The sequence below is a fragment of the Telluria sp. ZB4P36 genome (assembly GCF_059685865.1).
In genome coordinates this window covers 146,729-167,607 of the sequence record NZ_JCASIE010000007.1, presented here as the reverse complement: position 1 = coordinate 167,607, position 20,879 = coordinate 146,729, and the positions used below count along the sequence as shown (strand labels likewise).

Sequence of the window (20,879 nt, the reverse complement as noted above, 5' to 3'; positions counted from 1 at the left end):
TCATCGGGCGGCTAGGGCGCGCAGCTGGCATCGAGCGCGCCTTCTTCCGCAAGCCGCGTTACCTGTTCGATCAGCGCCCGCATCTTGGGCTGGTTCTGGGTACGCACCGGGAAGTAGAGGAACAGCCCGGACGTCTCGGGAACGAAGCGCGTCAATACCCGCAGCAGGCGTCCGTGCCGCACGTCTTCCCCGATCTCGAGGTCCGGCAGCCAGGCGAACCCCATGCCCTGGCGCGCCCACTCGGCGAGCATCTGGGTGTCGTTGGCGGTCAGCAGGGCATCCGGGTCGAGCAGGAGCTCTCCATCGGGGCCGCTCAACCTCCACGGCGGCAAGCGGTTCGAGGTGGAGAAGCGATAGCGCAGGGTCTGGTGCCGCAGCAGGTCCTGCGGCTGCTCGGGCTCTCCATGTTGCTCGAGGTAGCCGGGCGCCGCCACGATCGACCATGACAGGGGGCGGCTGAGGCGGACGGCGACCATGTCTTGTGCGACCGCTTGCCCGAGCCGGATGCCGGCATCGAAGCCGGATGCCACCAGGTCGACCAGGCCGTCGTCGAGCGACAGGTCGAAGCTGATGTCGGGGTAGGCGGCGCGCATGCGGGGCACCAGGAAGCGGGCGAGCAGGAAGCCGAAGCTGCGCGGCGCGGTCAGCCGCAGGCGGCCGGCCGGACGGCTCCGAAAGCGCGCCAGCTCGTCGAACGCATCCTCGATCTGGCCCACGGCCGGCTTGAGGGCCGCCAGCAGGCTGGTACCGGCATCCGTCAAGGCGACGCTCCGGGTGGTCCGGACGAATAGCTGGACGCCATGCTTTTTCTCGAGCGCCCGCACGCCTTTGCTGACGGCGGTCGCGGTAATGTCCAGCCGCCTGGCGGCCTGCGTGAAACTGCGCTCGTCCGCAACGGCAAGGAAGAGTCGGATCAGGTCGAGGGAGCTCATCGATTTATTTGAACCATTGGTTCATAAAGCATGTCCATTCATGTGGTTTTTCTCAATGATGCCTGAATCTACACTGGCTTGCACCAACCAAGGAGGCTGACATGAACACATTACCGCAAGCTATTGCAGGCTACGTCGAGGCAGCAAACGCGCAGGCGCCGGAACGCCTGGCGGCCTGTTTCACTCCCGACGCCGTCGTTCACGACGAAGGCGAAGGACGCCGCGGCCGCGACCAGATCGCGGCCTGGGCGCGCGACACAGGCACCCGCTACCAGTCTACGATCGAACCCGCCAGCATCGAAGAGATCGGTGGCCAGCACAGGCTGCGCGCCACCGTGAGGGGCAACTTCCCCGGCAGCCCGATCACGCTGAACTTCCACTTCCAGCTCCGCTCCGGGGCGATCGAGTCGCTGGAGATCAAGCCATGAGCGCCTATCCATTCAAGGGCAAGCATGCGCTCGTCACCGGCGGCACCAAGGGCATGGGCGAGGCCATCGTCCGCAGGCTGGCGCAGGACGGCGCAAGCGTGATCGTGACGGCACGCAGCCGGCCGCCGCAAGCGCTGGCCGGGGTCCGCTACCTGGAGGCGGACGTCGGCACTGCCGCAGGTGCCGCCTATGTCGCCGACACCGTCATACAGGAATACGGCCACCTCGATTTCCTGGTGAATAACGTGGGCGGATCGTCCGCGCCCAGCGGCGGCGCGCTCGCGCTGACCGACGCCATGTGGGAGGCGGCTCTCCAAGTCAACCTGATGTCGGCCGTGCGGCTCGACCGCGCCTTCCTGCCGGCGATGCTCGAACGGCGCAGCGGCGCCATCGTCCACATCACCTCGATCCAGCGGCGCCTGCCCCTGTTCGAATCCACCGTGGCCTACGCCGCCGCCAAGGCCGCTCTTGCCAACTACAGCAAATCGCTGGCCAATGAGTTCGGGCCGCAGGGCGTCCGCGTGAACAGCGTGGCGCCCGGCTTCATCGAAACCACGGCCGCACAGGCCCTGATCGAGCGCATGGCGGCGCACCGTGAAGGCAGCGAAGACGAGGCCAGGCGCCAGCTCATGGCCTCGCTGGGCGGCATCCCGATCGGCCGTCCGGGCAGGCCGGAGGAAGTGGCCGAGTTGGTGGCGTTTCTGCTGTCGCCGCTGGCGGCCTCGGTCCATGGCGCCGAGCTCGTGATCGATGGCGGCACCATCCCGACTGTCTAATCCAAGATGAATGAATCCAACATGAACAATGCTTCACACACCGAACGCGCATTCGCGGACGCAGTCCGCCGCAACCAGGCCACCCAATACCTCACGCTGAAAAGCCACTACGACTTCATCGTCTGCGGCGCCGGCTCCTCGGGTTCGGTCGTAGCCGCCCGGCTGGCCGGGAATCCCGGCGTCCACGTCCTGCTGCTGGAAGCCGGCGGCAGCGACGAGGTCGCGAGCGTCATCGAGCCGGGGCAATGGCCGCTCAACCTGGGCACGGAGCGCGACTGGGGTTTCATGGCGGAGCCGAACCCGCATCTGAACGGGCGGTCGATCCCGATGAACATGGGGAAGGTCCTGGGCGGCGGCTCCAGCATCAACGTGATGGTGTGGGCCCGTGGGCACAGCAGCGACTGGAACTACTTCGCCGATCAGGCGGGCGACGCCGCCTGGAACTACGCGTCGGTGCTGGAGATCTATCGCCGCATCGAGGACTGGCATGGCCCGGCGGACCCGCAGCGGCGCGGGCAGGGCGGGCCGGTCTACGTGGCGCCTGCGCACCAGCCGCAGCCGACGGCGACGCTGATGCTGGAAGCCGCGCGCTCGCTCGGCATTCCGACCTTCGACAGCCCGAACGGGGCGATGATGGAGGGAGACGGCGGCGCCGCGATCAACGACCTGCGTATCCGCGACGGCAAGCGCCTGTCCGTGTTCCGGTCCTACACCTACCCGAAGATGGCCCAGCCCAACCTGACCGTACTGACCGGCGCGCTGGTGTCGAAGCTCAGCTTCGAAGGCAACAGGGTCACCGGAGTCGAAGTCATCCTCGACGGACGCAGGCTGTGCTTCGGCAGTACCCGTGAAGTGATCCTGTCGCAGGGCGCCGTGAACACGCCGAAGCTGCTGATGCAGTCCGGTATCGGGCCCGAGAAGGAACTGCGGCGGCACGGCATCGCCGTGCGCCAGCACCTGCCGGGTGTGGGCCAGAACCACCAGGACCACGTCTCCTTCGGCTGCATCTGGGAGTATGCGGAGCCCCAGCAGGTCGGCAACGGCGGATCCGAAGCGACCCTGTACTGGAAGAGCGATCCGTCCCTGGACGCCCCTGACATGCTGCATTGCCAGGTCGAATTCCCGGTGCCGAGCCTTGAAAATGCGGCGCGCGGGGTGCCCCGGCATGGCTGGACCATGTTCGCGGGACTGGCGCATCCGAAGAGCCGCGGCGAGCTGCTGCTGTCCGGACCCGAGGCGGACGATGCGATGATCATCCGTGCCAATACGCTGTCCGACCCCGACGACATGCGGGCCGCCCACGCGAGCGTCGAGATGTGCCGTGCGCTGGGCAACGCGGGCGCGTTCGGACGGCTGGTCAAGGGCGAAAGCATGCCCGGTAAACTTGGCCGCGAAGCGATGGAGCACTACCTGCGCAATGCCGCGGTCACCTATTGGCACCAGTCCTGTACCGCCAAGATGGGGCGGGACGCGATGTCGGTGGTGGACGGGAAGCTGCAGGTCTACGGCATCGACGGCCTGCGCATCGCCGACGCCTCGATCATGCCGCGCATCACCACCGGTAACACGATGGCGCCATGCGTGGTCATCGGCGAGCGGGCGGCGGACCTCATCAAGGCCCGGCATCGCATCTGAACACGGAGGAGGGCAGGGCCATGCTGGATGTTCACCTAGAGCCGATGGAGATCCACGCCGCCAGCCTGCTGCCGCATGAAAGGACGCAGCTGCTCGAAGCGCTGCGCAGGGACATGCGGCAGGAACTGGGCAAGGCGCGGGCAAATCCGGCATCCGCGAGCTATCACCTCGCGAACCACCGGATGGACGTGCGCCTGCTCGAGGCCCTCAACCCCCGGCGCGACAGGCGGTGAAGGCCGGTGTTGCCCTGCACCGGCTTCTGATCTACAGTTCGAAAATGCAAGAAGACCATACCGTCACCGTCGAGGAAGCCGTCCAGGTCCTGGCCATGGTGGGCGACCTGAGCATGGGCCAGCCTACCGACCAGTCGATGCGCGCCGCCCTGCTGGCCGAGCGCCTGGCGCTGGCGGACGGCGCCGAGGCGGGGGCCTGCGCCCATGTGCGGCTGGTGACCCTGCTGCGCTGGTCGGGCTGCACCGCCAACGCCAGCGGCTTTTCCACCCTGCTGGGGGACGACGTCGGGGGCAGGGAGGCGATGCTCACGCACACCCTGCCGCCCGACAACCGGATGAGCTTTACCAGCGTGGCGCCGCTCGCCCGCATCCATTGCGAAGTCTCGAGCGCGATCGCGCAGGCGTTGGCCTTGCCGGTCGAAGTCGATACCGGCCTGCGGCGCGTGTGGGAGCACTTCGATGGCGGCGGCATGCCGGAGCGCCTGGCCGATCCGCAGATACCGCGCCTGGTGTACTACACCAACCTGGCGAGCGATCTCGATATCCTGGCGCGGGCCCATGGCCTGGACGAGGCCCTGCGGCTGATCGCAGCGCGCGCCGACAGGAAGTATCCGGCCGGCCTGGTGCGCCTGCTGGCGGAGAACGCCACGTCCTGGCTCGCGGCGGTCGATGCGCCGCCCTGTCCGGCCGAGATTCCCGCCCTGGCCGAGCGTGTGTCCCTGACCATCGTGGCCGACATGATCGAGCTGAAGCTGCCCTGGCTGCTGGGATATTCGCGCCGCGTGGCCGACCTGGCCGGGCGCGCCGCCGAACTGGTGGGCTTGCCCGCTGCCCAGCAGCACTGCCTGGGTCGCGCGGCGCTCATCCACGGCATCGGCCGCGCCGCCGTGCCCAACGCGGTCTGGCAGCGTGACGGCAAGCTCGGCACGGCCGACTGGGAGAAAGTGCGCCTGGTCCCGTACTGGACGGCGCGCGCCGGCATCCAGGTGCCCTCCCTGCGCGCCGAGGCGACGCTGGCCTCCCACGTCTACGAAAGGCTCGACGGCAGCGGCTATTACCGCGAGTTCGACGCCGGGTCGCTGGCCATGCCGCAACGGATACTGGCCGCGGCGGCGGCCTATGCGGCCTTGCGCATGCCGCGTCCCTGGCGTGCCGCCTGCAGCGCCCCGGAAGCGGAGCAGATCCTGGCCGCCGACACGGCGGCGGGCCGCTTCGATGGCCAGGCTGTGCAATTCGTGCTGGCGGCCGCGGGCGGCCAACGCCCGAGTGCGGCCGAACCTGCGGCGCCGCGCAGGAAGCTGCTGTCCGAGCGCGAAGCGGCGGTCCTGCGCCGCATCAGCCTTGGGGAAAGCAACAAGGAAGTGGCGCGCGAGCTGCAGATCAGCCCGTCGACGGTGCGCACCCATGTCGAGAGCATCTTCCGAAAACTCGCGTGTTCGACACGGACCGCCGCGACACTGAAAGGATTGACGCTCGGCCTCATCTAGGTTCTCCAAGGGCAAACGTTAAATCGCGGTAATATGGAGGCGTTACAGTTCACAGGGCAGGTATTGCAGGCATGGTTTCGAACACGTCTCACCCATCACCCGCCGATCCGGATTTCAGCGCACTGTTCGATGCCACGCCATCTCCCTATCTGGTGCTGGCGAAGGACTTCAGCATCGTGGCGGTCAACCGGGCCTACCTGAAAGCCACCAAGACCATCCGCGAGAACATCCTCGGCCGTAACATATTCGATGTGTTCCCGGACAATCCGGACGATCCCTCCGCCAGCGGCGTGGCGAAACTCCGGGCTTCCCTCGAGCGCGTCCTGCGCAACAAGCGCGCCGACACCATGGCCATCCAAAAATACGACCTGCCGGTGGCCGGGCCGGACGGACTTCGCTTCGAAGAGCGCCACTGGAGTCCGATCAACACGCCGGTCTTCGGTGCGGACGGCGAAGTGCGCCACATCATCCACCGGGTGGAAGACGTTACCGAATTCGTCAGGTCGAAGGACCGCAGCGCGCGGATGGCGTCGACGATCGACGACCAGGCGCTGGAAATCGAGATCGCCAACCGGCGGCTGCGCGAAGCGAACGACACGCTCGAGCAGCGGGTGGCGGCGCGCACCGAGGCGCAGCGCCTGACCGAGGAAAAACTGCGTGCGAGCGAACTGCGATTCCGCCTGATGGCCGATTCCATCCCGCAGATCATCTGGATCATCGACGACAGCGGTCGTGCCGTGTATTTCAACAAGCAGTGGTCCGCCTACACCGGCATTGCCCTGGACAGCATCACGCCCGAGGATGTGACCGACGGCTTCGTGCATCCGGATGACCACGCGCTCACGATGGAAGCCTGGGCCCGCGCCAGGGAAGGCGGGGGGCATTTCAGTGTCGAACACCGGATCCGCTCGGCCTCGGGCGAGTACCGCTGGTTCCTGGTGCGTGCCGAGTCCTACCGCGACCCGCATTCAGGACACATCGCGATGTGGTTCGGCACCTCCACCGACGTGCACGACCGTAAACTGGTCGAGGCCGCACTGAAGGAGCGGGAAGAGCAGCTGCGGCTGGCGATCGATGCCGCGGATGTCGGCGAGTGGGACGTCGACCTTGTCAACGGGAGCATGTACTGGCCCGCACGTGTGAAGGCCATGTTCGGCATATCGGCGGATCGTCCGGTCGCGCTGTCGGACTACTATGACGGGCTGCACCCGGACGACCGTGAACGCACGCTCGCTTCGTTCGACGCCGCCGCCGATCCGCACCTGCGTCGCCAGTACGAGGCCGAATACCGGACCATCGGCAAGGAAGACGGGATCATACGCTGGGTTGCCGCCAAAGGGCGGGGCGTGTTCAACGACGCCGGCGAATGCATCCGCATCATCGGCACGGCCATCGACATCACGAAGCGCAAGGCGGACGAGGAGGCCTTGCGTGAAAGCGGCGAGCGCCTGCGGCAGGCCGACCGCAGGAAGGACGAGTTCCTGGCGATGCTGGCGCATGAACTGCGCAATCCGCTGGCGCCCATCAGCGCGGCCGCCGAGCTGCTGCAGATGTCCAGGCTCGACGAGGGGCGCGTGCGCCACACCAGCCAGATCATCGGCCGCCAGGTCAGGCACATGACCAGCCTGGTGGACGACCTGCTCGACGTATCGCGCGTGACGCGCGGGCTGGTCGAGCTGGACAATGCGCCGATGGACGTCGCTCACATCGTGGCCGACGCGGTGGAGCAGGTGACGCCGCTGGTGCGGGCGCGTCGCCACCATCTGGAATTGCGCCTGACGCCGGATACGACGATGGTACAGGGAGACCGCAAGCGGCTGGTCCAGGTGCTGGCCAATATCCTCAACAACGCGGCCAAGTACACACGTGAAGGCGGCACGATCCTTCTCGAGACCGAGGTGCGCGGCGCGCAGGTGTCGATCGCGATCTCGGATAACGGGATCGGCATGGCGCCCGACCTGGTCGCCCGGGCATTCGACCTCTTTGCGCAAGCCGAACGCTCCTCGGACCGGTCAATGGGCGGGCTGGGCCTTGGACTGGCACTCGTCAAGAGCCTGGTCGAGCTGCACCACGGCTCGGTGACATGCGAAAGCGGCGGCCTTGGCCTGGGCAGCAAGTTCACCGTCTGCCTGCCGCGCCTGCAGTTGCCCGAAGGCCGGGCGGGAGAGGACGATGCCGGCGTCGGCGGCCTGTCGACGGCGGCGCCCGGCCTGCGCATCCTGGTGGTGGACGACAACGTGGATGCGGCAGCGATGCTGGCCATGCTGCTGGAAGCCTCGGGCCATCGGGTCATGGTCGAGCACGATGCGCGCCAGGCGCTGGCGCGCGCCAGGGAGGAAGTGCCGCAGGTCTGCCTGCTCGATATCGGCCTGCCTGAGATCGACGGCAACGAACTGGCGAAGCAGTTGCGCAGCAGTCCGGAAACCGCCGGGGCAGTGCTGGTCGCGGTCACCGGCTACGGCCAGGACAAGGACCGCGAACGATCGCTGGCCGCAGGATTCGACCATCACCTTGTCAAGCCCATCGATACCACGAAGCTTGCGTCCATCCTGGCGCAGTTGGCCATCTAGGCGCCAGATCCATGGCGCCGCACCGTACCAGGTGGCCGGCGCTTCCAGCTGGTCGAGGCGAAGGACCTGTTGCGCCATGTCCGCAAGGACGTCGCCGTCATGCGCCAGCAGGGAGACGCGGTGGCGGGGACCGAGGCGCGAGCGCAGCTGGGAGCTGACGTCGCAGCCAACTGCGACGTAGGCGGCGTTATCGAACACCGAATCGCCCAACAATACGACATGCTCCACGCTGGTCTCCTTGCAAGGCAGATCCAGTGTACCGAAAAGCCCGACGCCGGGGAGCCGGAGCGGGAGCTTCAGCGTGCTCTTGACACAACAACAAAACCGAACGATCCTCCGTAAGCCCCGCGTAAGCAATCCGTAAGGAAACGAGAACATCCTGCGGGAAGGCGTAGCAAATATTTAATAGAAGGAGAAGTCCAGCTAAACCCAGCAGTTGTACGTGCAGCCATTCAATCGTGTAGAAAAACCAAACCGGAGACAGACGATGAAGCAGCGTGACGACGATGTAAAGAAGCCAGCATCCACCCGCCGTAAGTTCCTCGGCACCGCAGCCGCCGGCACCGCCGGAGCCCTCGCGGTCCCGATGGTCGCAACAGCCCAGACCCCGAAGCAGATGCGCTTCCAGAGCACCTGGCCCAGCAAGGATATCTTCCACGAATACGCGCTCGACTTCGCCAAGAAGGTCAACGACATGACCGGCGGCGAGCTGAAAATCGAAGTGCTGCCGGCCGGCGCCGTCGTTCCCGCCTTCGGCCTGCTCGACGCCGTCTCCAAGGGCACCCTCGACGGCGGCCACGGCGTCATGGGCTACAACTACGGCAAGCAGAGCGCGATCGCGCTGTGGACCTCCGGCCCGGCCTTCGGCATGGACGCCAACATGGTGCTGGCCTGGCACAAGTACGGCGGCGGCAAGGCGCTGCTGGCCGAGCTGTACAAGGGCATCGGCGCCAACGTCGTGTCCTTCCTTACCGGCCCGATGCCGACCCAGCCGCTGGGCTGGTTCAAGAAACCGATCAGCAAGGTCGAAGACCTGAAGGGCCTGAAGTTCCGCACCAATGGCCTGGCGATCGACCTGTTCACGGCCATGGGCGCCGCGGTGAATGCGCTGCCGGCCGGCGAGATCGTCCCGGCCATGGACCGCGGCCTGCTGGACGGCGCCGAATTCAACAACGCCAGCTCCGACCGCGTGCTCGGCTTCCCGGACGTGTCGAAGATCTGCATGCTGCAAAGCTTCCACCAGAGCTCCGAGACCTTCGAGATCACCTTCAACAAGACCAAGTACGACGCGCTGCCGGCCATGATGCGGTCGATCATCGAGAATGCGGTCGAGGCGGCATCTGCCGACATGTCGTGGAAGGCGGTCGACCGCTATTCCAAGGACTATGCCGGCATGCAGGCCCAGAACGGGGTCAAGTTCTACAAGACGCCGGACTCGGTGCTGCAGGCCCAGCTCGCGGTGTGGGACCAGGTGGTGGCCAAGAAGGGCGCCGACAATCCGCTGTTCAAGAAGGTCGAGGCCTCGATGCGCGCCTTCGCCGAGCGCGCGATGAAGTGGGACATGGACACCAACAACCCGCGCCGCATGGCCTACAACCACTACTTCGGCCGCAAGGCGCCGGCCAAGAAGGCCTGAGCGACAACCGTAGCTTACCATGTGCCCATTCCTCATGACGGGGGATGGGCCTGTTCGTTCGACCGGAGCAGCTCCATGCAAAACGTCTTGTTTTTTGTCGACCGGGTCAGCAGCTGGGTAGGGCAGGCCTTCTCCTGGCTGATCGTCGCGCTCACCTTCCTCATCACCTGGGAAGTCTTCTCGCGCTATGTCCTGAACACGCCCAATCCCTGGGCCTTCGACCTGATGATCATGATGTACGGCGCCGCCTTCATGATGGCCGGCGCCTACACCCTGGCCAAGAACGGCCACGTGCGCGGCGACGTGCTGTATTCGTTCTTCCCGCCGCGCCTGCAGGCCGGCCTCGACCTGATCCTGTACTTCGTCTTCTTCATTCCCGGCGTGGTCGCCCTGGTCTGGGCCGGCACCACCTATGCCGCCGAGTCGCTGGCCATCAAGGAGCACTCCACGCTCACCGCCAACGGCCCGCCGCTGTATCCCTTCAAGATGGTGATTCCCTTTGCCGGCGTGCTGCTCCTGGTGCAGGGCTTCGTGGAGATCGTGCGCTGCGTGGTCTGCCTGAAGAACGGCGCCTGGCCCCCGCGCGAGCCCGATGTCGAAGAGGTCGACGTCGACCAGCTCAAGGCGCAAGTCTCGGCCCCGAAGGAGGCGCCATGAGGAAGGAAATCTGGTTCGGCCTGTCGATCCTGATCGCGATCGTCATCGGCCTGTTCATCCTGATGCCGGCGCCTGCCGAGATGAGCAACGGCCATCTCGGCCTGCTGATGCTGGCGCTGGTGGTGGTCGCCATCATGCTCGGCTTCCCCACTGCGTTCACCCTGATGGGCATGGGCGTGATGTTCGCTTGGTTCGCCTTCCACAGCCAGGACCCCGGCCAGGCAACCCAGCTCACCCTCGACCTGATGGTGCAGCGGGCCTATTCGGTGATGGCCAACGACGTGCTGATCTCGATCCCGCTGTTCATCTTCATGGGCTACCTGGTGGAGCGCGCCAACCTGATCGAGCGCCTGTTCAAGAGCCTGCACCTGGCGATGGCGCGCGTGCCCGGCTCGCTGGCGGTGGCCACCATCGTCACCTGCGCCATCTTCGCCACCGCCACCGGCATTGTCGGGGCGGTGGTTACCCTCATGGGCCTGCTGGCGATGCCGGCCATGCTGAAGGCCGGCTACAGCACCAAGCTGTCGGCCGGCTGCATCACGGCGGGCGGCTGCCTGGGCATCCTGATTCCGCCCTCGGTGCTCCTGATCGTGTACGGCGCGACGGCCGGGGTCTCGGTGGTCAAGCTGTATGCGGGCGCCTTCTTCCCGGGGATCATGCTGGCCGGGCTGTACGTCGGCTATGTGCTGATCGTCGCCAAGCTGCGGCCGTCGCTGGCGCCGCCGCTGCCCGCGGAGGAGCGCATCGTGGCGCTGCCGGCCTACACCCAGGCCATTCCCGGGGCCTACGACAAGCGGGCGGTGCCAGGCCTGGTGCGCGCCTTCAAGGGCGCGGGCGCGCCGCAGCGCACCCTGGCATCGAACCTGTTCGTCGCCCTGCTGCCGGCCCTGGCCTTTGCCGCCATCATGGGCCTCGGCTATCGCATGGTGACCGCACCGGAAGCACCCGCCACCGAACTGGTCGAGATGGGCGCCCAGCAGGACCTCGATTCCGCGTCCGGTGGCGATGCCGGCGGCCTGGAAGAGCCGCCGGTCGAGGGCGCGCTGGCCGAACCGCCTGTCGAAGGGGGCGCGCCGGCCGCGGCGGCGCCGCCGGCGCCGGCAGCCACGCAAGCCATTCCCACGCCGGCTTCCGCCGATCCGGTCGCCAAGCCGGCGCCCAAGGCCTTCTGGATCACGCTGGCGGTCGTCGCCGCCGCGCTGCTCGGCTTTTATTTGCTGTTCACCTTCGCGCGGCTCGAGATCTTCAAGATGCTGCTCGGCTCCCTGTTCCCGCTGGCGATCCTGATCCTGGCGGTCCTGGGCAGCATCGTGTTCGGCCTGGCCACGCCGACCGAGGCGGCGGCGATGGGCGCCTTCGGTGGGCTGATCCTGGCGATCGCCTACCGGCGCTTCAATTACGCCCTGCTGCGCGACTCGGCCCACCTGGCGACCAAGACCACGGCCATGGTGTGCTGGCTGTTCGTCGGCTCCAGCATCTTCTCGGCCGCCTTCGCGCTGCTGGGCGGGCAGGAGATCATCAACAACTGGGTGCTCGGCATGGACCTGACCCCGGTGCAGTTCATGATCCTGGCCCAGGTGGTGATCTTCCTGCTCGGCTGGCCGCTCGAGTGGACCGAGATCATCGTGATCTTCATGCCGATCTTCGTGCCCTTGCTGGCCCACTTCAACATCGACCCGCTGTTCTTCGGCCTGCTGGTGGCGATGAACCTGCAGACGGCCTTCCTGTCGCCGCCGGTGGCGATGTCGGCCTTCTACCTGAAGGGGGTGTCGCCGCCGCACGTTACCCTGAACCAGATTTTCCTCGGCATGCTGCCCTTCATGGGGCTGCAGATCCTGGGGATCATCCTGCTTTATACCTTCCCGGCGATCGGCATGTGGCTGCCCGAGGTGCTGTACAAATAGGCGCCGTCATGCACAAGACTCTTGTCTCTTCACAAAGTTATGCGTTTCGCGAATGGCAGACATGCGGAACGCGAAGTGTCATTGCGCTGCAACATCGGTAATAATGGCGGGCTATACGCTGCAGTACCTTCCACGTTCCCGGATGTTGTCATCACGAGTGCCATCATCCGGCAGCGCTGGCCCGACCTTGTTCACGCATTGTGAGGAACATGAAGCATCATCTCCTGCCCGGTTCGACCTCTCACCGATTTGACGGCGGCGCACCGCGTTCGTCTGGTGGCGAGGTGGCGCGATGATGCAGGGCAGCCTGCAATCCCGGCCCGCACAGGTCAAGAGCGTGGCCTCGATCAAGCCGCACACCCTGTTCGACGACGTCTACGGGATCGCCGTCGGCGTGCTGTTCGTCGTCATGGGCGTCCTGCTGCTGCAGGCCGCGAGCCTGATCACCGGCGGCGTGGCCGGCATTGCGCTGCTGCTCTCGTACACCACCGAGCACACGGTCGGTGTCCTGTTCATGCTCATCAACCTGCCGTTCTTCCTGTTCGGCTACCTGTTCATGGGCGCGCGCTTCACCGCCAAATCCCTGGTCGGCAGCGTGCTGATCATGGCGCTGCTCAAGCTGCTGCCGAACGGCCTGGTGATCGGCCATATCCACCCGATGGTCGCCGCACTCGGCGGCGGCACCTTCTGCGGCATGGGCATCCTGGCGCTGGCGCGCCATGGCGCCGGCGTCGGCGGCACCGGCATCGTCACCCTGTGGCTGCAAAAGAAGTACGGCATCAATGCCGGCCGCACCCAGGTCCTGATCGACGGCGTGATCCTGCTGGCGGCGCTGGCGATCGTCACGCCGGAGCTGGTCGGCTGGTCCTCGCTGAGCGCGATCGCCATGAGCAGCATGGTCATGGCCTGGCACCGCCCGGGACGCTACTTCGGTAACTGAAGCGCAGGCGCCTGGAGTCCGGCGGCTTGCGCGAAGACTTCCTTGATCCAGTCGACGAACACGCGCACCCGCGGCGACAGCTGCCGGCTTTGCGGATACAGCACCGAGACCGGCAAGGCGGGCGGCGCCAGCGCCGGCAGCACGATCTCGAGCCGGCCTGCGCGCAGCGCGTCCTCGATGCGGTAGCGCGGCACCTGCGCGATGCCCAGGCCCGCGATGGCCGTCGCCGCATACATGTCGGCGCCGCTCACGCTGACCGATGCCGGCAGCACCACCTGGCGCAGCTCGCCGTCCACGCTGAACTCGAGCGGGTAGGGCCGGCCGGTGCTCGACGAGATGAAGTGCACCGCATGGTGACGATCGAGTTCGTCGAGCCTGCCAGGGCGGCCGTGGCGGTCGAGGTAGGCGGGGCTGGCGACCGTGACCTGGGTGAGCCGCGCCACCTCCTGCGCCACCATCGACGAGTCCTGCAGGTTCCCGGCGCGCAGCACGCAATCGATCCCCTCGCGCACCAGGTCGACCAGGCGGTCGCCTTCCCCGATCTGCAGCACGATGCCCGGGTAGCGCGCCAGGAAGGCGGGCAGGGCCGGCGCCAGCACCTGCTTGGCCAGGGACGGCTGCAGGTTCACGCGCAGCAGGCCGGCCGGCTCGGTGCGGCTGAAAACGCTCTCCATTTCCGCCAGTTCTGCCAGCAGGCGCACGCAGCGTTCGTAATAGGCCTGCCCGTCGAGCGTCGGCGCCACCACCCGCGTGGTGCGTTCCAGCAGGCGGGTCGCCAGGCGCGCCTCCAGGCGCTTGATGGCGTTGGTGACGGTGGCGCGCGGCAGTTGCAGGTCTTCGGCCGCCAGCGTGAAGCTGCGCCGCTCGACGATGCGTGTGAAAATGCGCATCTCCTGGAAGCGATCCATCTGCGTGCTCATCGATTGTTATCCACCAAGGAATAATACTGCCGAGTGTAGCCCATCCGTTCGGTTTGGATTAACTGATCGCTCGCCGTCCCAAATTTGAACTGTTGCAAACACCACGAATTGGTCTTATGGGCAACAAATGATGCCTGGATGTATTTATTTATTTGCAGGAAAGTCGTTACAATGTGCGATTATTTAATCGCGTGGCTATGATTCGACCATGAGCGGGATCTTCGGAAAAATGCGCCTGTCCAGCGTGATTACCCTGGCGGTCTGCGCCACGGTCGCGCTGACGGTCGCGCTCCAGCTGGTGCTGGTCAACCATTTCGCCGTGCGCCAGGCGCGCGAGGAAGCCCAGCTGCGGCTGCAGCAGCTGTCCTGGCAGATGCGCGATTCGCTGAACAAGGTGGTCGAGCAGGCCACCGGCGACACCCGGCTGCTGGCCGAGCTGCCGGCGGTGCGCTATGCCAGGAATGCCGAGCAGTCGCGCGAGGTGCTCGAAAGCCTGCAGCGCACCTTCCCCGACTACGCCTGGATCGGCATCGCCGACCTCGACGGCAAGGTGGCCGCCGCCACCAGCCGCATGCTGGAAGGCGCCAACGTCAGCAAGCGGCCCTGGTTCACCGTCGGCATGCGCGGCGTCCATGCTTCCGACTACCATCCCGCGCTGCTCCTCGAGAAGGTCCTGCCGCGCAAACCCGATCCGTGGCGCTTCGTCGACGTGTCCGGCCCCATCCTCGACCAGGGCGGCAAGCCGGTCGCCGTGCTCGGCCTGCACCTGAGCTGGGAATGGGCGCGCCGCCATGCGCGCCAGCTGCTCACGCCGGCGCTGCGCGAATACGGCGCCGAGATCCTGGTGATCCGCGACGACGGCACCGTCATGCTCGGCCCGCAATCGATGGTCGAGACCAAAGTGGACACCACCAGCCTGCGCCTGGCGCAGAAGGGCATGACCGGCTCGCTGCGCGAAGTCTGGCCGGATGGCCGCGCCTACCTGACCGGCTACAGCCGGACCGGCGACGTGCTCGACCCGACCTCGCTGCGCTGGACCGTGCTGGTGCGCCAGACCGAGGACCGGGCGCTGGAAGGCACGGCCGACCTGAAGCTGCGCATGCTCGGCTGGAGCGCCTTGCTGGCGCTGCTGCTGGCCGGCCTGGCGGCGCTGATGGCGCGCCGCCTGACGCGCCCGATGGCGGTGCTGGGCGCGGCGATCGAGCGCGCCACCGAGGCCACCCGCGCCGGCAGGGAAGCGCCGCCGATCCCGCAGGTGGACGGCTTCCTCGAGACCCGGATCCTGTCGAGCACGATGCGCGAGCTGGTGCACAGCGAGACCGCGCACCGCCAGGCCCTGCTGGCCCTGAACGAGCGCCTCGAGCTGGCCGTGGCCGAGCGCACCGCCGAGTTGCAGGCGCTGCTGCTGCGCGACGTGCTCACCGGCCTGCCGAACCGCCGCGCGCTGCTGGAAGCGCTGCCCGAGGCGATGAGCCGCGCGCGCCGGGTCGGACGCCCGTGCGCGCTGCTGTTCCTCGACATGGACGGCTTCAAGGCGGTCAACGACAGTCACGGCCACGACGAAGGCGACGAGCTGCTGCGCCAGTTCGGCGAGCGCTTGCTGATGGGCGTGCGCAAGACCGACATGGTGGCGCGCCTGGCCGGCGACGAATTCGTGGTGGTGCTGGAGATGCTGAGCGACGCCGCCGATGCCGAGGACACCGCGCGCAAGCTGCTCGAGCGCCTCGCCGAGCCCTTCATCCTGCACAGCGCCGGCGTGAGGGTGGGCGCCAGCATCGGCATCGCCCTGCATCGCCCGGACGACCCGCTCGACGTCGACGGCTGGCTGGCGCGCGCCGACCACGCGATGTACGCGGTCAAGCGCACCGGCAAGAACGGCGTCGCGCTGGCGGCTCCGCTCTGACCCTTGCCCATGAGGGCGCGGCGCTGCTACCATCGCCGCTATGTCCGAGATCACCCAACTCATCGCCACGCTCAAGCGCGAGCTCAAACAGCAGGACAAGACCTACCGCGACGTCGCCGAGGCGCTCGGCCTGTCCGAACCGAGCGTCAAGCGCCTGTTCGCCACCGAGCAGTTCACGCTCGACCGCCTGGTCGAGATCTGCTCCCTGGTGGGACTGACCCTGGCCGAGCTGGCGCAGGAGGCGGGGCAGGGCCACCAGCGCCTGCGCACCCTCGGCCCGGCCCAGGAACGCGAGCTGGTATCGGACGCGCGCCTGCTGCTGGTGGCGGTGTGCGCCCTGAACCATTGGACCATGGCCGAGATGCTGCAGGCCTACCGCCTGAGCGAGGCCGAGTGCGTGCAGCTGCTGCTGCGCCTCGACCGGCTGGACCTGATCACCCTCCTGCCCGGCAACCGCATCCGCCTCAACGTGGCGCGCGACTTCGACTGGCTGCCGGGCGGGCCGATCCGCCGGTACTTCCGCGAGCAGGGCATGCCCGGGTTTATCGACAGCGCCTTCGGCCAGCCGGGCGACGCGCTCGACTTCGTGCACGGCATGCTGACGGAAAGCGCGCGCGCCAAGCTGCAGGGCGAGCTGCGCCAGCTGCGGGCGCGCTTCGCGCAGCTGCACGAAGAGAGCCTGGCCGCGCCGCTGCCGCAACGGCGCGGGACAGGCTTGCTGCTGGCCTTGCGGGAGTGGGAGCCGGCGGTGTTTGCGGGTTTGCGCAGGTAGCCCGGCTAGTTCCCGGACGCCGCCAGGCGATAGTCCCACGGCGCGAGCGAGGCCTTGCGCCCGTCCACCGCATAGTCTTGCGCCACCCCGGACAGGTTCACCGTGACCGCAACCACGTTCCCGTTTTTCTCGCGCCGGAACGCGAACACCTTGTCGTTCCCTGTCTCCAGCACCCGCATCGCCCCGCCATACTGCCCGTTCCACAGTGCCGGGTTCTCGTGCTTGAGCTTCAGCAGCAAGGTGTACAGTCCCTCGTTCGCATGCTCGCGCCACACGATCGTCCTTCTCGAAGAATTCCAGCCGCTTGTCGAGTCCCGCCTCCTGTCCGCCGTAGATCAGCGGCATGCCCGGCAGCGCCGCCGCCAGCACCGCCATCGCCTTGAAGGCCGGCCCGTAATGTTCGGCGTCGCTGCCATGCCAGGAATTCTCGTCGTGGTTGCTGGTGAAGCGCATCCGGTAGGCGTGCTCCGGATAGGCCACCGGCGGCTTCTCGAACAGCGCCCGCAATGCCCTGGCGTCGGCCTTGCCCTTGGCGATGTCCTTGAACACGGTCAGCGTATCCCAGCCGTAGCTCATGTCGAAGGCGCGCCTGTGCAGCTCGGGCTGCCAGGCTTCGGCCAGCATGAACACCGGCTTGATGCGCTCCAGTTCGGCGCGCGTCTGTTCCCAGAACGCGGTCGGCACCTTGGCGGCCACGTCGCAGCGGAAACCGTCGATGCCGGTCTCGCGCACCCAGAACGCCATCGCCTCGCGCATGCCGGTCCACAGGCCGGGCTGCTTCCAGTCCAGGCCCGTGACGTCGGTCCAGTACTCGGGTTCCGCGCCCTCGGTATAGGTCACCGGGAACAGCTCGCCCTTGGCATCCTTCAGGTACCAGTCCTTGTGCCGGACCGTCCACGGGTTGTCGAAGGCGGTGTGGTTGGCGACCCAGTCGATGATGACGCGCATGCCCATGCCCTGGGCCTGCTTCACGAGGCGCTTGAAGTCGTCCATCGTGCCGAACTCCGGATTCACGGCCGTGTAGTCGCGCACCGCATAGTAGCTGCCGAGCGTGCCCTTGCGGTTCTTGACGCCGATCGGCTGCACCGGCATCAGCCATAGGATGTCCACGCCCATCTTGCGCAGGCGCGGCAAATGCCTGGCGAAGGCATTGAAAGTCCCTTCCTTCGTGTACTGGCGGATATTGACCTCGTAGATATTCGCGCTGCGCGACCATACCGGATGGGCCATGGGCGCGCTCGCGGCCTGCTGGGCCAGTGCGGGTGGGGCGGCGAGGGCGCTTAACGCCAGGGCAAGTACGGGCAGGGAGTGGGCTAGGAATCGCATGGGTCTACTCAGGTTTTGTTCAAGCCTCTTGTGTCCGCTCATTCTACGGTGTAGAACCTTAGGTAAGCGGGAAAGTTCGATTTGTACGAAGTCCCGCCCCCTTTTGGCCTGATCCGCTACTGCGGTTTTATGTGAAGTAATAGACAGATCAGCTCGCCAATTAAGGGAATGATGGCTTCAAAGAGGGAATGACGCCATGAAGATGTCCATCGTCGCATGTGCCGTGCTCGGAGCGGGCGCGGCGTGCGCCTCGGCCCAGAATGCAGCGGTCCCCGCGGGGAGCGCCGGCACGGGCGAGGTTGCCAAGGAAGTCAGGGAGAGCGCCAGGGGGACGCCGGCAAGGCGCGAGCCCGGCGCCGGTCGTGCCGAGGATGCGCCGGCGATTTTCACACTGGAAACCGCATATGAGGCGGATCAGCGCAGGGCGGGGGCATCGAAGACGCTTACCGTGGGCCGCCAGTACAACCTCGAATTCCTGGCCCTGAGCGACGTCGGCGATCCCTTCCACGGCGGCCTGGCCGGCAGCGCCGTCGGCGGCGCCGGCGATGTGCGCCGGCTGGGCGACAGCGTCACCTATCAAAGCGAATTCAACGGCTTCACGGCCGGCTCGTCCTGGGGCAAGGGCGACTTCGACGGTTCCCCCTCGGGCCGCGCCTGGGGCATGACGGTGGGCTTCAACCTCGGCCCCTTCACCATCCGCGCGGCGCACCAGAACCGCAACGTCGCCAAGGTGACCCGCATCAACCCGGTCGACATCAGCATGGCGGCAAAGAATTCCATCGTCGCCGCCAACATGCGCTTCCAATGGGGCACCGCGTATGCGGCCTACAGCGCCAGCCGCGGCTGGGGCAGTTCGCCGCTGTTCAACCCGGACAACCCCTACGGCGCCGGCATCAGCTCGACCACCTCGACCGACAGCCGCGACGTGCTGGCCGGCGTGGCGGTACCAATCAGCCATGCGACCACGCTGCTGGCTTCCTACATCCGCAAGAACGACCGCGACCCGGCCAACCGCGACGCGCGCCAGATCGCGATCGGCGCCACCTATGCGGTCTCGCGCAAGCTCGACTTTTATGCCGCGTATTCGCACATCCGGCAGCAGAGCGGCCTGCAGAATGCCAGCGTGCGCAGCGGCGGCGGCGGGGCGATCAACCTCGGGATGCGGCGCGCGTTTTGAGAGGTCCGGTAGCGGCCCTGCGCGGCGACGCCATGCTGCAAAAAAAGGTAGCCTGTTCCCATGCTTAAAACACGTTTTTGGAGGCAACATGACAGGCACAAGCACACTTGATCCGGATAACTTCCCGGAACGTCCGGACCGCAGTCTCGGCAAGGGCCATGGCATCGATGCGCTCGGCCCGAGCGATATCTCCGACACCGGCAGCGACGTGGTCGGCGGTCCCGGTTTCTCCGACGCGCTCGATCCCGAGCAGACCCTCGACTTCGACCGCGGCACCACCTCGGACCTGGAGCGGAGCCACGCCGGCGGCACTGCCGGCCCGGATGTCGGCGACGCCGATTTCTCGGGCGACAGCGACATGGGCGGCACCGGCGAACGCGCCGCTGCCGGACGCGACTACGTCGGCAAGGACGGCGCCGACATCGACACCGACCAGATCGTGTCCATCCCCGACCTGCCGCTGACCGAGGAGGACACCGAGTTCTTAACGAGCAAGCCGCCGCGATAGGCTGAAGGCGGCCAGCAAGGCCCCGCCGCCCACCAGGGCGGTCACCAGGGGCGAGGAGCGCAGGCTGGTGCTGGTGTACAGGCTGCGCTCATGCACGTTCTGCGGCATGCCCTGGCGCTGGCGCAGTTCGGTCGACGGATCCGGCTTGTAGAGCGCGTCGCGGCGGTTCGGCGCCGTCGGTCGGTCCGACTTCTGCTGCTTGAACAGGGTGGCATTCATGTAGCGGTCGAACAGGGCCGGCATCAGCTTGGAGCCGGCCGCGATCATCTTCGAGGCGCCGCCGGCATAGGCGTCGCGCTTCGGATGTTCGGCGCAGTACAGGATGGCGTCGGCCACCACTTCCGGTGCGTAGACCGGGGGCGGCAGGGCGGGTTCCTTGTCCATGTAGTTGCGCGCGTGTACCGCGAACATGGTGTCGATCGCGGCCGGGCGCACCAGGGTCACCTGCAGCGGCGCGTTTTCCTTTTCCATTTCCATGCGCAGCGCGTCGGTGAAGCCTTTCACCGCGTGCTTCGAGGACGCGTACATGCCCTGCATCGGGATGGAACGCTCCGACAGCTCGCTGCCGATATTGATGATGGCGCCGCCGCCGCGGTGCTTCATGCGCCGCACCGCTTCCAGCGAACCGTTCACCGTGCCCCAGAAGTTGGTCTGGAACAGGCGGTGGTGGTCTTCCGGCTTGACTTCTTCGAGGCGGCCGAACACCGAGATGCCGGCATTGTTGACCCAGGTATCGATGCGGCCGAAGCGCGCGATGGCCTTCTCGCCGATCTTCTCGACTTCGCCCATGTTGCCGACGTCGGCAGCCACGGTCTCGACCATGACGCCCTTGCCGCGCAGCTCGCTTGCCAGCTCGTCGAGCGCCTCCTTGCTGCGCGCGGCCAGCACCAGGCGGGCGCCGCGCGCGGCGGCCATGCGGGCGGTGGTCAGGCCGATGCCGCTGGTGGCGCCGGTGATGACCATGACCTGGTCGTGAAGTTTCCTGAGTCTGATTGCCATGACGTGATCCTTTTCAAGGGTGAAGAGGACTGCCCGCGGCGTCCGGCCGCAGGGACAGGCCAGGTTAATGAACGAT

At 66.9% G+C, this 20,879-nt stretch carries 18 protein-coding genes and 1 pseudogene; 14 read left to right on the top strand and 5 right to left on the bottom strand.

Going from position 1 to position 20,879, the window contains the following annotated elements:
• Window positions 1-11: 11 nt before the first annotated feature.
• Window positions 12-932, bottom strand: a complete 921-nt coding sequence (locus tag AC56LK_RS12320) for a LysR family transcriptional regulator (RefSeq protein ID WP_497184800.1) — start codon at window positions 930-932, stop codon at window positions 12-14.
• Window positions 933-1,033: 101 nt separating this feature from the next.
• Between AC56LK_RS12320 and AC56LK_RS12315 the strand changes: the two genes are divergently transcribed.
• The 10 genes from AC56LK_RS12315 to AC56LK_RS12270 all read left to right on the top strand — a co-directional run bounded on the left by AC56LK_RS12315 (window position 1,034) and on the right by AC56LK_RS12270 (window position 13,198).
• Window positions 1,034-1,360, top strand: coding sequence for a nuclear transport factor 2 family protein (locus tag AC56LK_RS12315; protein ID WP_497184799.1), 327 nt, complete (start codon window positions 1,034-1,036; stop codon window positions 1,358-1,360).
• Window positions 1,357-2,136, top strand: coding sequence for an SDR family oxidoreductase (locus AC56LK_RS12310; RefSeq protein WP_497184798.1), 780 nt, complete (start codon window positions 1,357-1,359; stop codon window positions 2,134-2,136). The genes AC56LK_RS12315 and AC56LK_RS12310 overlap by 4 nt, the downstream gene beginning before the upstream one ends.
• 21 nt (window positions 2,137-2,157) lie before the next feature.
• Window positions 2,158-3,771: a GMC family oxidoreductase gene (locus AC56LK_RS12305; RefSeq protein ID WP_497184797.1), complete on the top strand. Its 1,614-nt coding sequence runs from the start codon at window positions 2,158-2,160 to the stop codon at window positions 3,769-3,771.
• 20 nt (window positions 3,772-3,791) lie between these two features.
• Window positions 3,792-4,004: a hypothetical protein gene (locus tag AC56LK_RS12300; protein WP_497184796.1), complete on the top strand. Its 213-nt coding sequence runs from the start codon at window positions 3,792-3,794 to the stop codon at window positions 4,002-4,004.
• A 44-nt stretch (window positions 4,005-4,048) separates the two neighbouring features.
• Window positions 4,049-5,491 carry an HD domain-containing phosphohydrolase gene (locus AC56LK_RS12295; protein ID WP_497184795.1) on the top strand — a complete coding sequence of 481 codons (1,443 nt, stop codon included), beginning with the start codon at window positions 4,049-4,051 and terminating at the stop codon, window positions 5,489-5,491.
• Between the two features lie 71 nt (window positions 5,492-5,562).
• Window positions 5,563-8,061, top strand: coding sequence for a hybrid sensor histidine kinase/response regulator (locus AC56LK_RS12290; RefSeq protein WP_497184794.1), 2,499 nt, complete (start codon window positions 5,563-5,565; stop codon window positions 8,059-8,061).
• A 487-nt stretch (window positions 8,062-8,548) separates the two neighbouring features.
• Window positions 8,549-9,697, top strand: coding sequence for a TRAP transporter substrate-binding protein (locus AC56LK_RS12285; protein ID WP_497184793.1), 1,149 nt, complete (start codon window positions 8,549-8,551; stop codon window positions 9,695-9,697).
• A gap of 75 nt (window positions 9,698-9,772) precedes the next feature.
• A complete protein-coding gene (locus tag AC56LK_RS12280) occupies window positions 9,773-10,354 on the top strand; it encodes a TRAP transporter small permease subunit (RefSeq protein ID WP_497184792.1) in 582 nt (193 codons plus the stop codon).
• On the top strand, window positions 10,351-12,258 hold the full coding sequence (locus tag AC56LK_RS12275; protein ID WP_497184791.1) for a TRAP transporter large permease: 1,908 nt from the start codon (window positions 10,351-10,353) through the stop codon (window positions 12,256-12,258). The genes AC56LK_RS12280 and AC56LK_RS12275 overlap by 4 nt, the downstream gene beginning before the upstream one ends.
• A gap of 292 nt (window positions 12,259-12,550) precedes the next feature.
• Complete coding sequence (locus tag AC56LK_RS12270) at window positions 12,551-13,198, top strand: YitT family protein (RefSeq protein WP_497184790.1); 648 nt, start codon at window positions 12,551-12,553, stop codon at window positions 13,196-13,198.
• On the opposite strand, the gene AC56LK_RS12265 is transcribed toward AC56LK_RS12270, so the two are convergent.
• Window positions 13,183-14,106, bottom strand: coding sequence for a LysR family transcriptional regulator (locus tag AC56LK_RS12265; protein ID WP_497184833.1), 924 nt, complete (start codon window positions 14,104-14,106; stop codon window positions 13,183-13,185). The two genes, AC56LK_RS12270 and AC56LK_RS12265, sit on opposite strands and share 16 nt — an antisense overlap.
• A 220-nt stretch (window positions 14,107-14,326) precedes the next feature.
• Here AC56LK_RS12265 and AC56LK_RS12260 point away from each other — a divergent pair, with 220 nt between their 5' ends.
• Entirely contained in the window at window positions 14,327-16,021 is a 1,695-nt protein-coding gene (locus AC56LK_RS12260; RefSeq protein WP_497184789.1) for a diguanylate cyclase domain-containing protein, read from the top strand.
• A gap of 40 nt (window positions 16,022-16,061) precedes the next feature.
• The gene (locus tag AC56LK_RS12255; protein WP_497184788.1) at window positions 16,062-16,793 is read left to right on the top strand and encodes a helix-turn-helix domain-containing protein; all 732 of its coding nucleotides are present in this window, start codon (window positions 16,062-16,064) and stop codon (window positions 16,791-16,793) included.
• A 5-nt stretch (window positions 16,794-16,798) separates the two neighbouring features.
• Here the strand turns inward: AC56LK_RS12255 and AC56LK_RS12250 are convergent, their stop codons facing one another.
• A complete protein-coding gene (locus tag AC56LK_RS12250) occupies window positions 16,799-17,068 on the bottom strand; it encodes a hypothetical protein (RefSeq protein WP_497184787.1) in 270 nt (89 codons plus the stop codon).
• Between the two features lie 37 nt (window positions 17,069-17,105).
• Window positions 17,106-17,909, bottom strand: a pseudogene (locus tag AC56LK_RS12245) (alpha-amylase family glycosyl hydrolase); the annotation flags it as partial.
• A gap of 406 nt (window positions 17,910-18,315) precedes the next feature.
• On the opposite strand from AC56LK_RS12245, the gene AC56LK_RS12240 reads away from it, so the two are divergent.
• Window positions 18,316-19,296 (top strand): porin, encoded by a 981-nt coding sequence (locus AC56LK_RS12240; RefSeq protein WP_497184786.1) that lies wholly within the window; start codon window positions 18,316-18,318, stop codon window positions 19,294-19,296.
• Window positions 19,297-19,384: 88 nt separating this feature from the next.
• Window positions 19,385-19,804, top strand: a complete 420-nt coding sequence (locus tag AC56LK_RS12235; RefSeq protein WP_497184785.1) for a hypothetical protein — start codon at window positions 19,385-19,387, stop codon at window positions 19,802-19,804.
• Here AC56LK_RS12235 and AC56LK_RS12230 read toward each other — a convergent pair.
• Window positions 19,781-20,803 (bottom strand): SDR family oxidoreductase, encoded by a 1,023-nt coding sequence (locus tag AC56LK_RS12230; RefSeq protein WP_497184784.1) that lies wholly within the window; start codon window positions 20,801-20,803, stop codon window positions 19,781-19,783. The two genes, AC56LK_RS12235 and AC56LK_RS12230, sit on opposite strands and share 24 nt — an antisense overlap.
• Window positions 20,804-20,879: the final 76 nt, after the last annotated feature.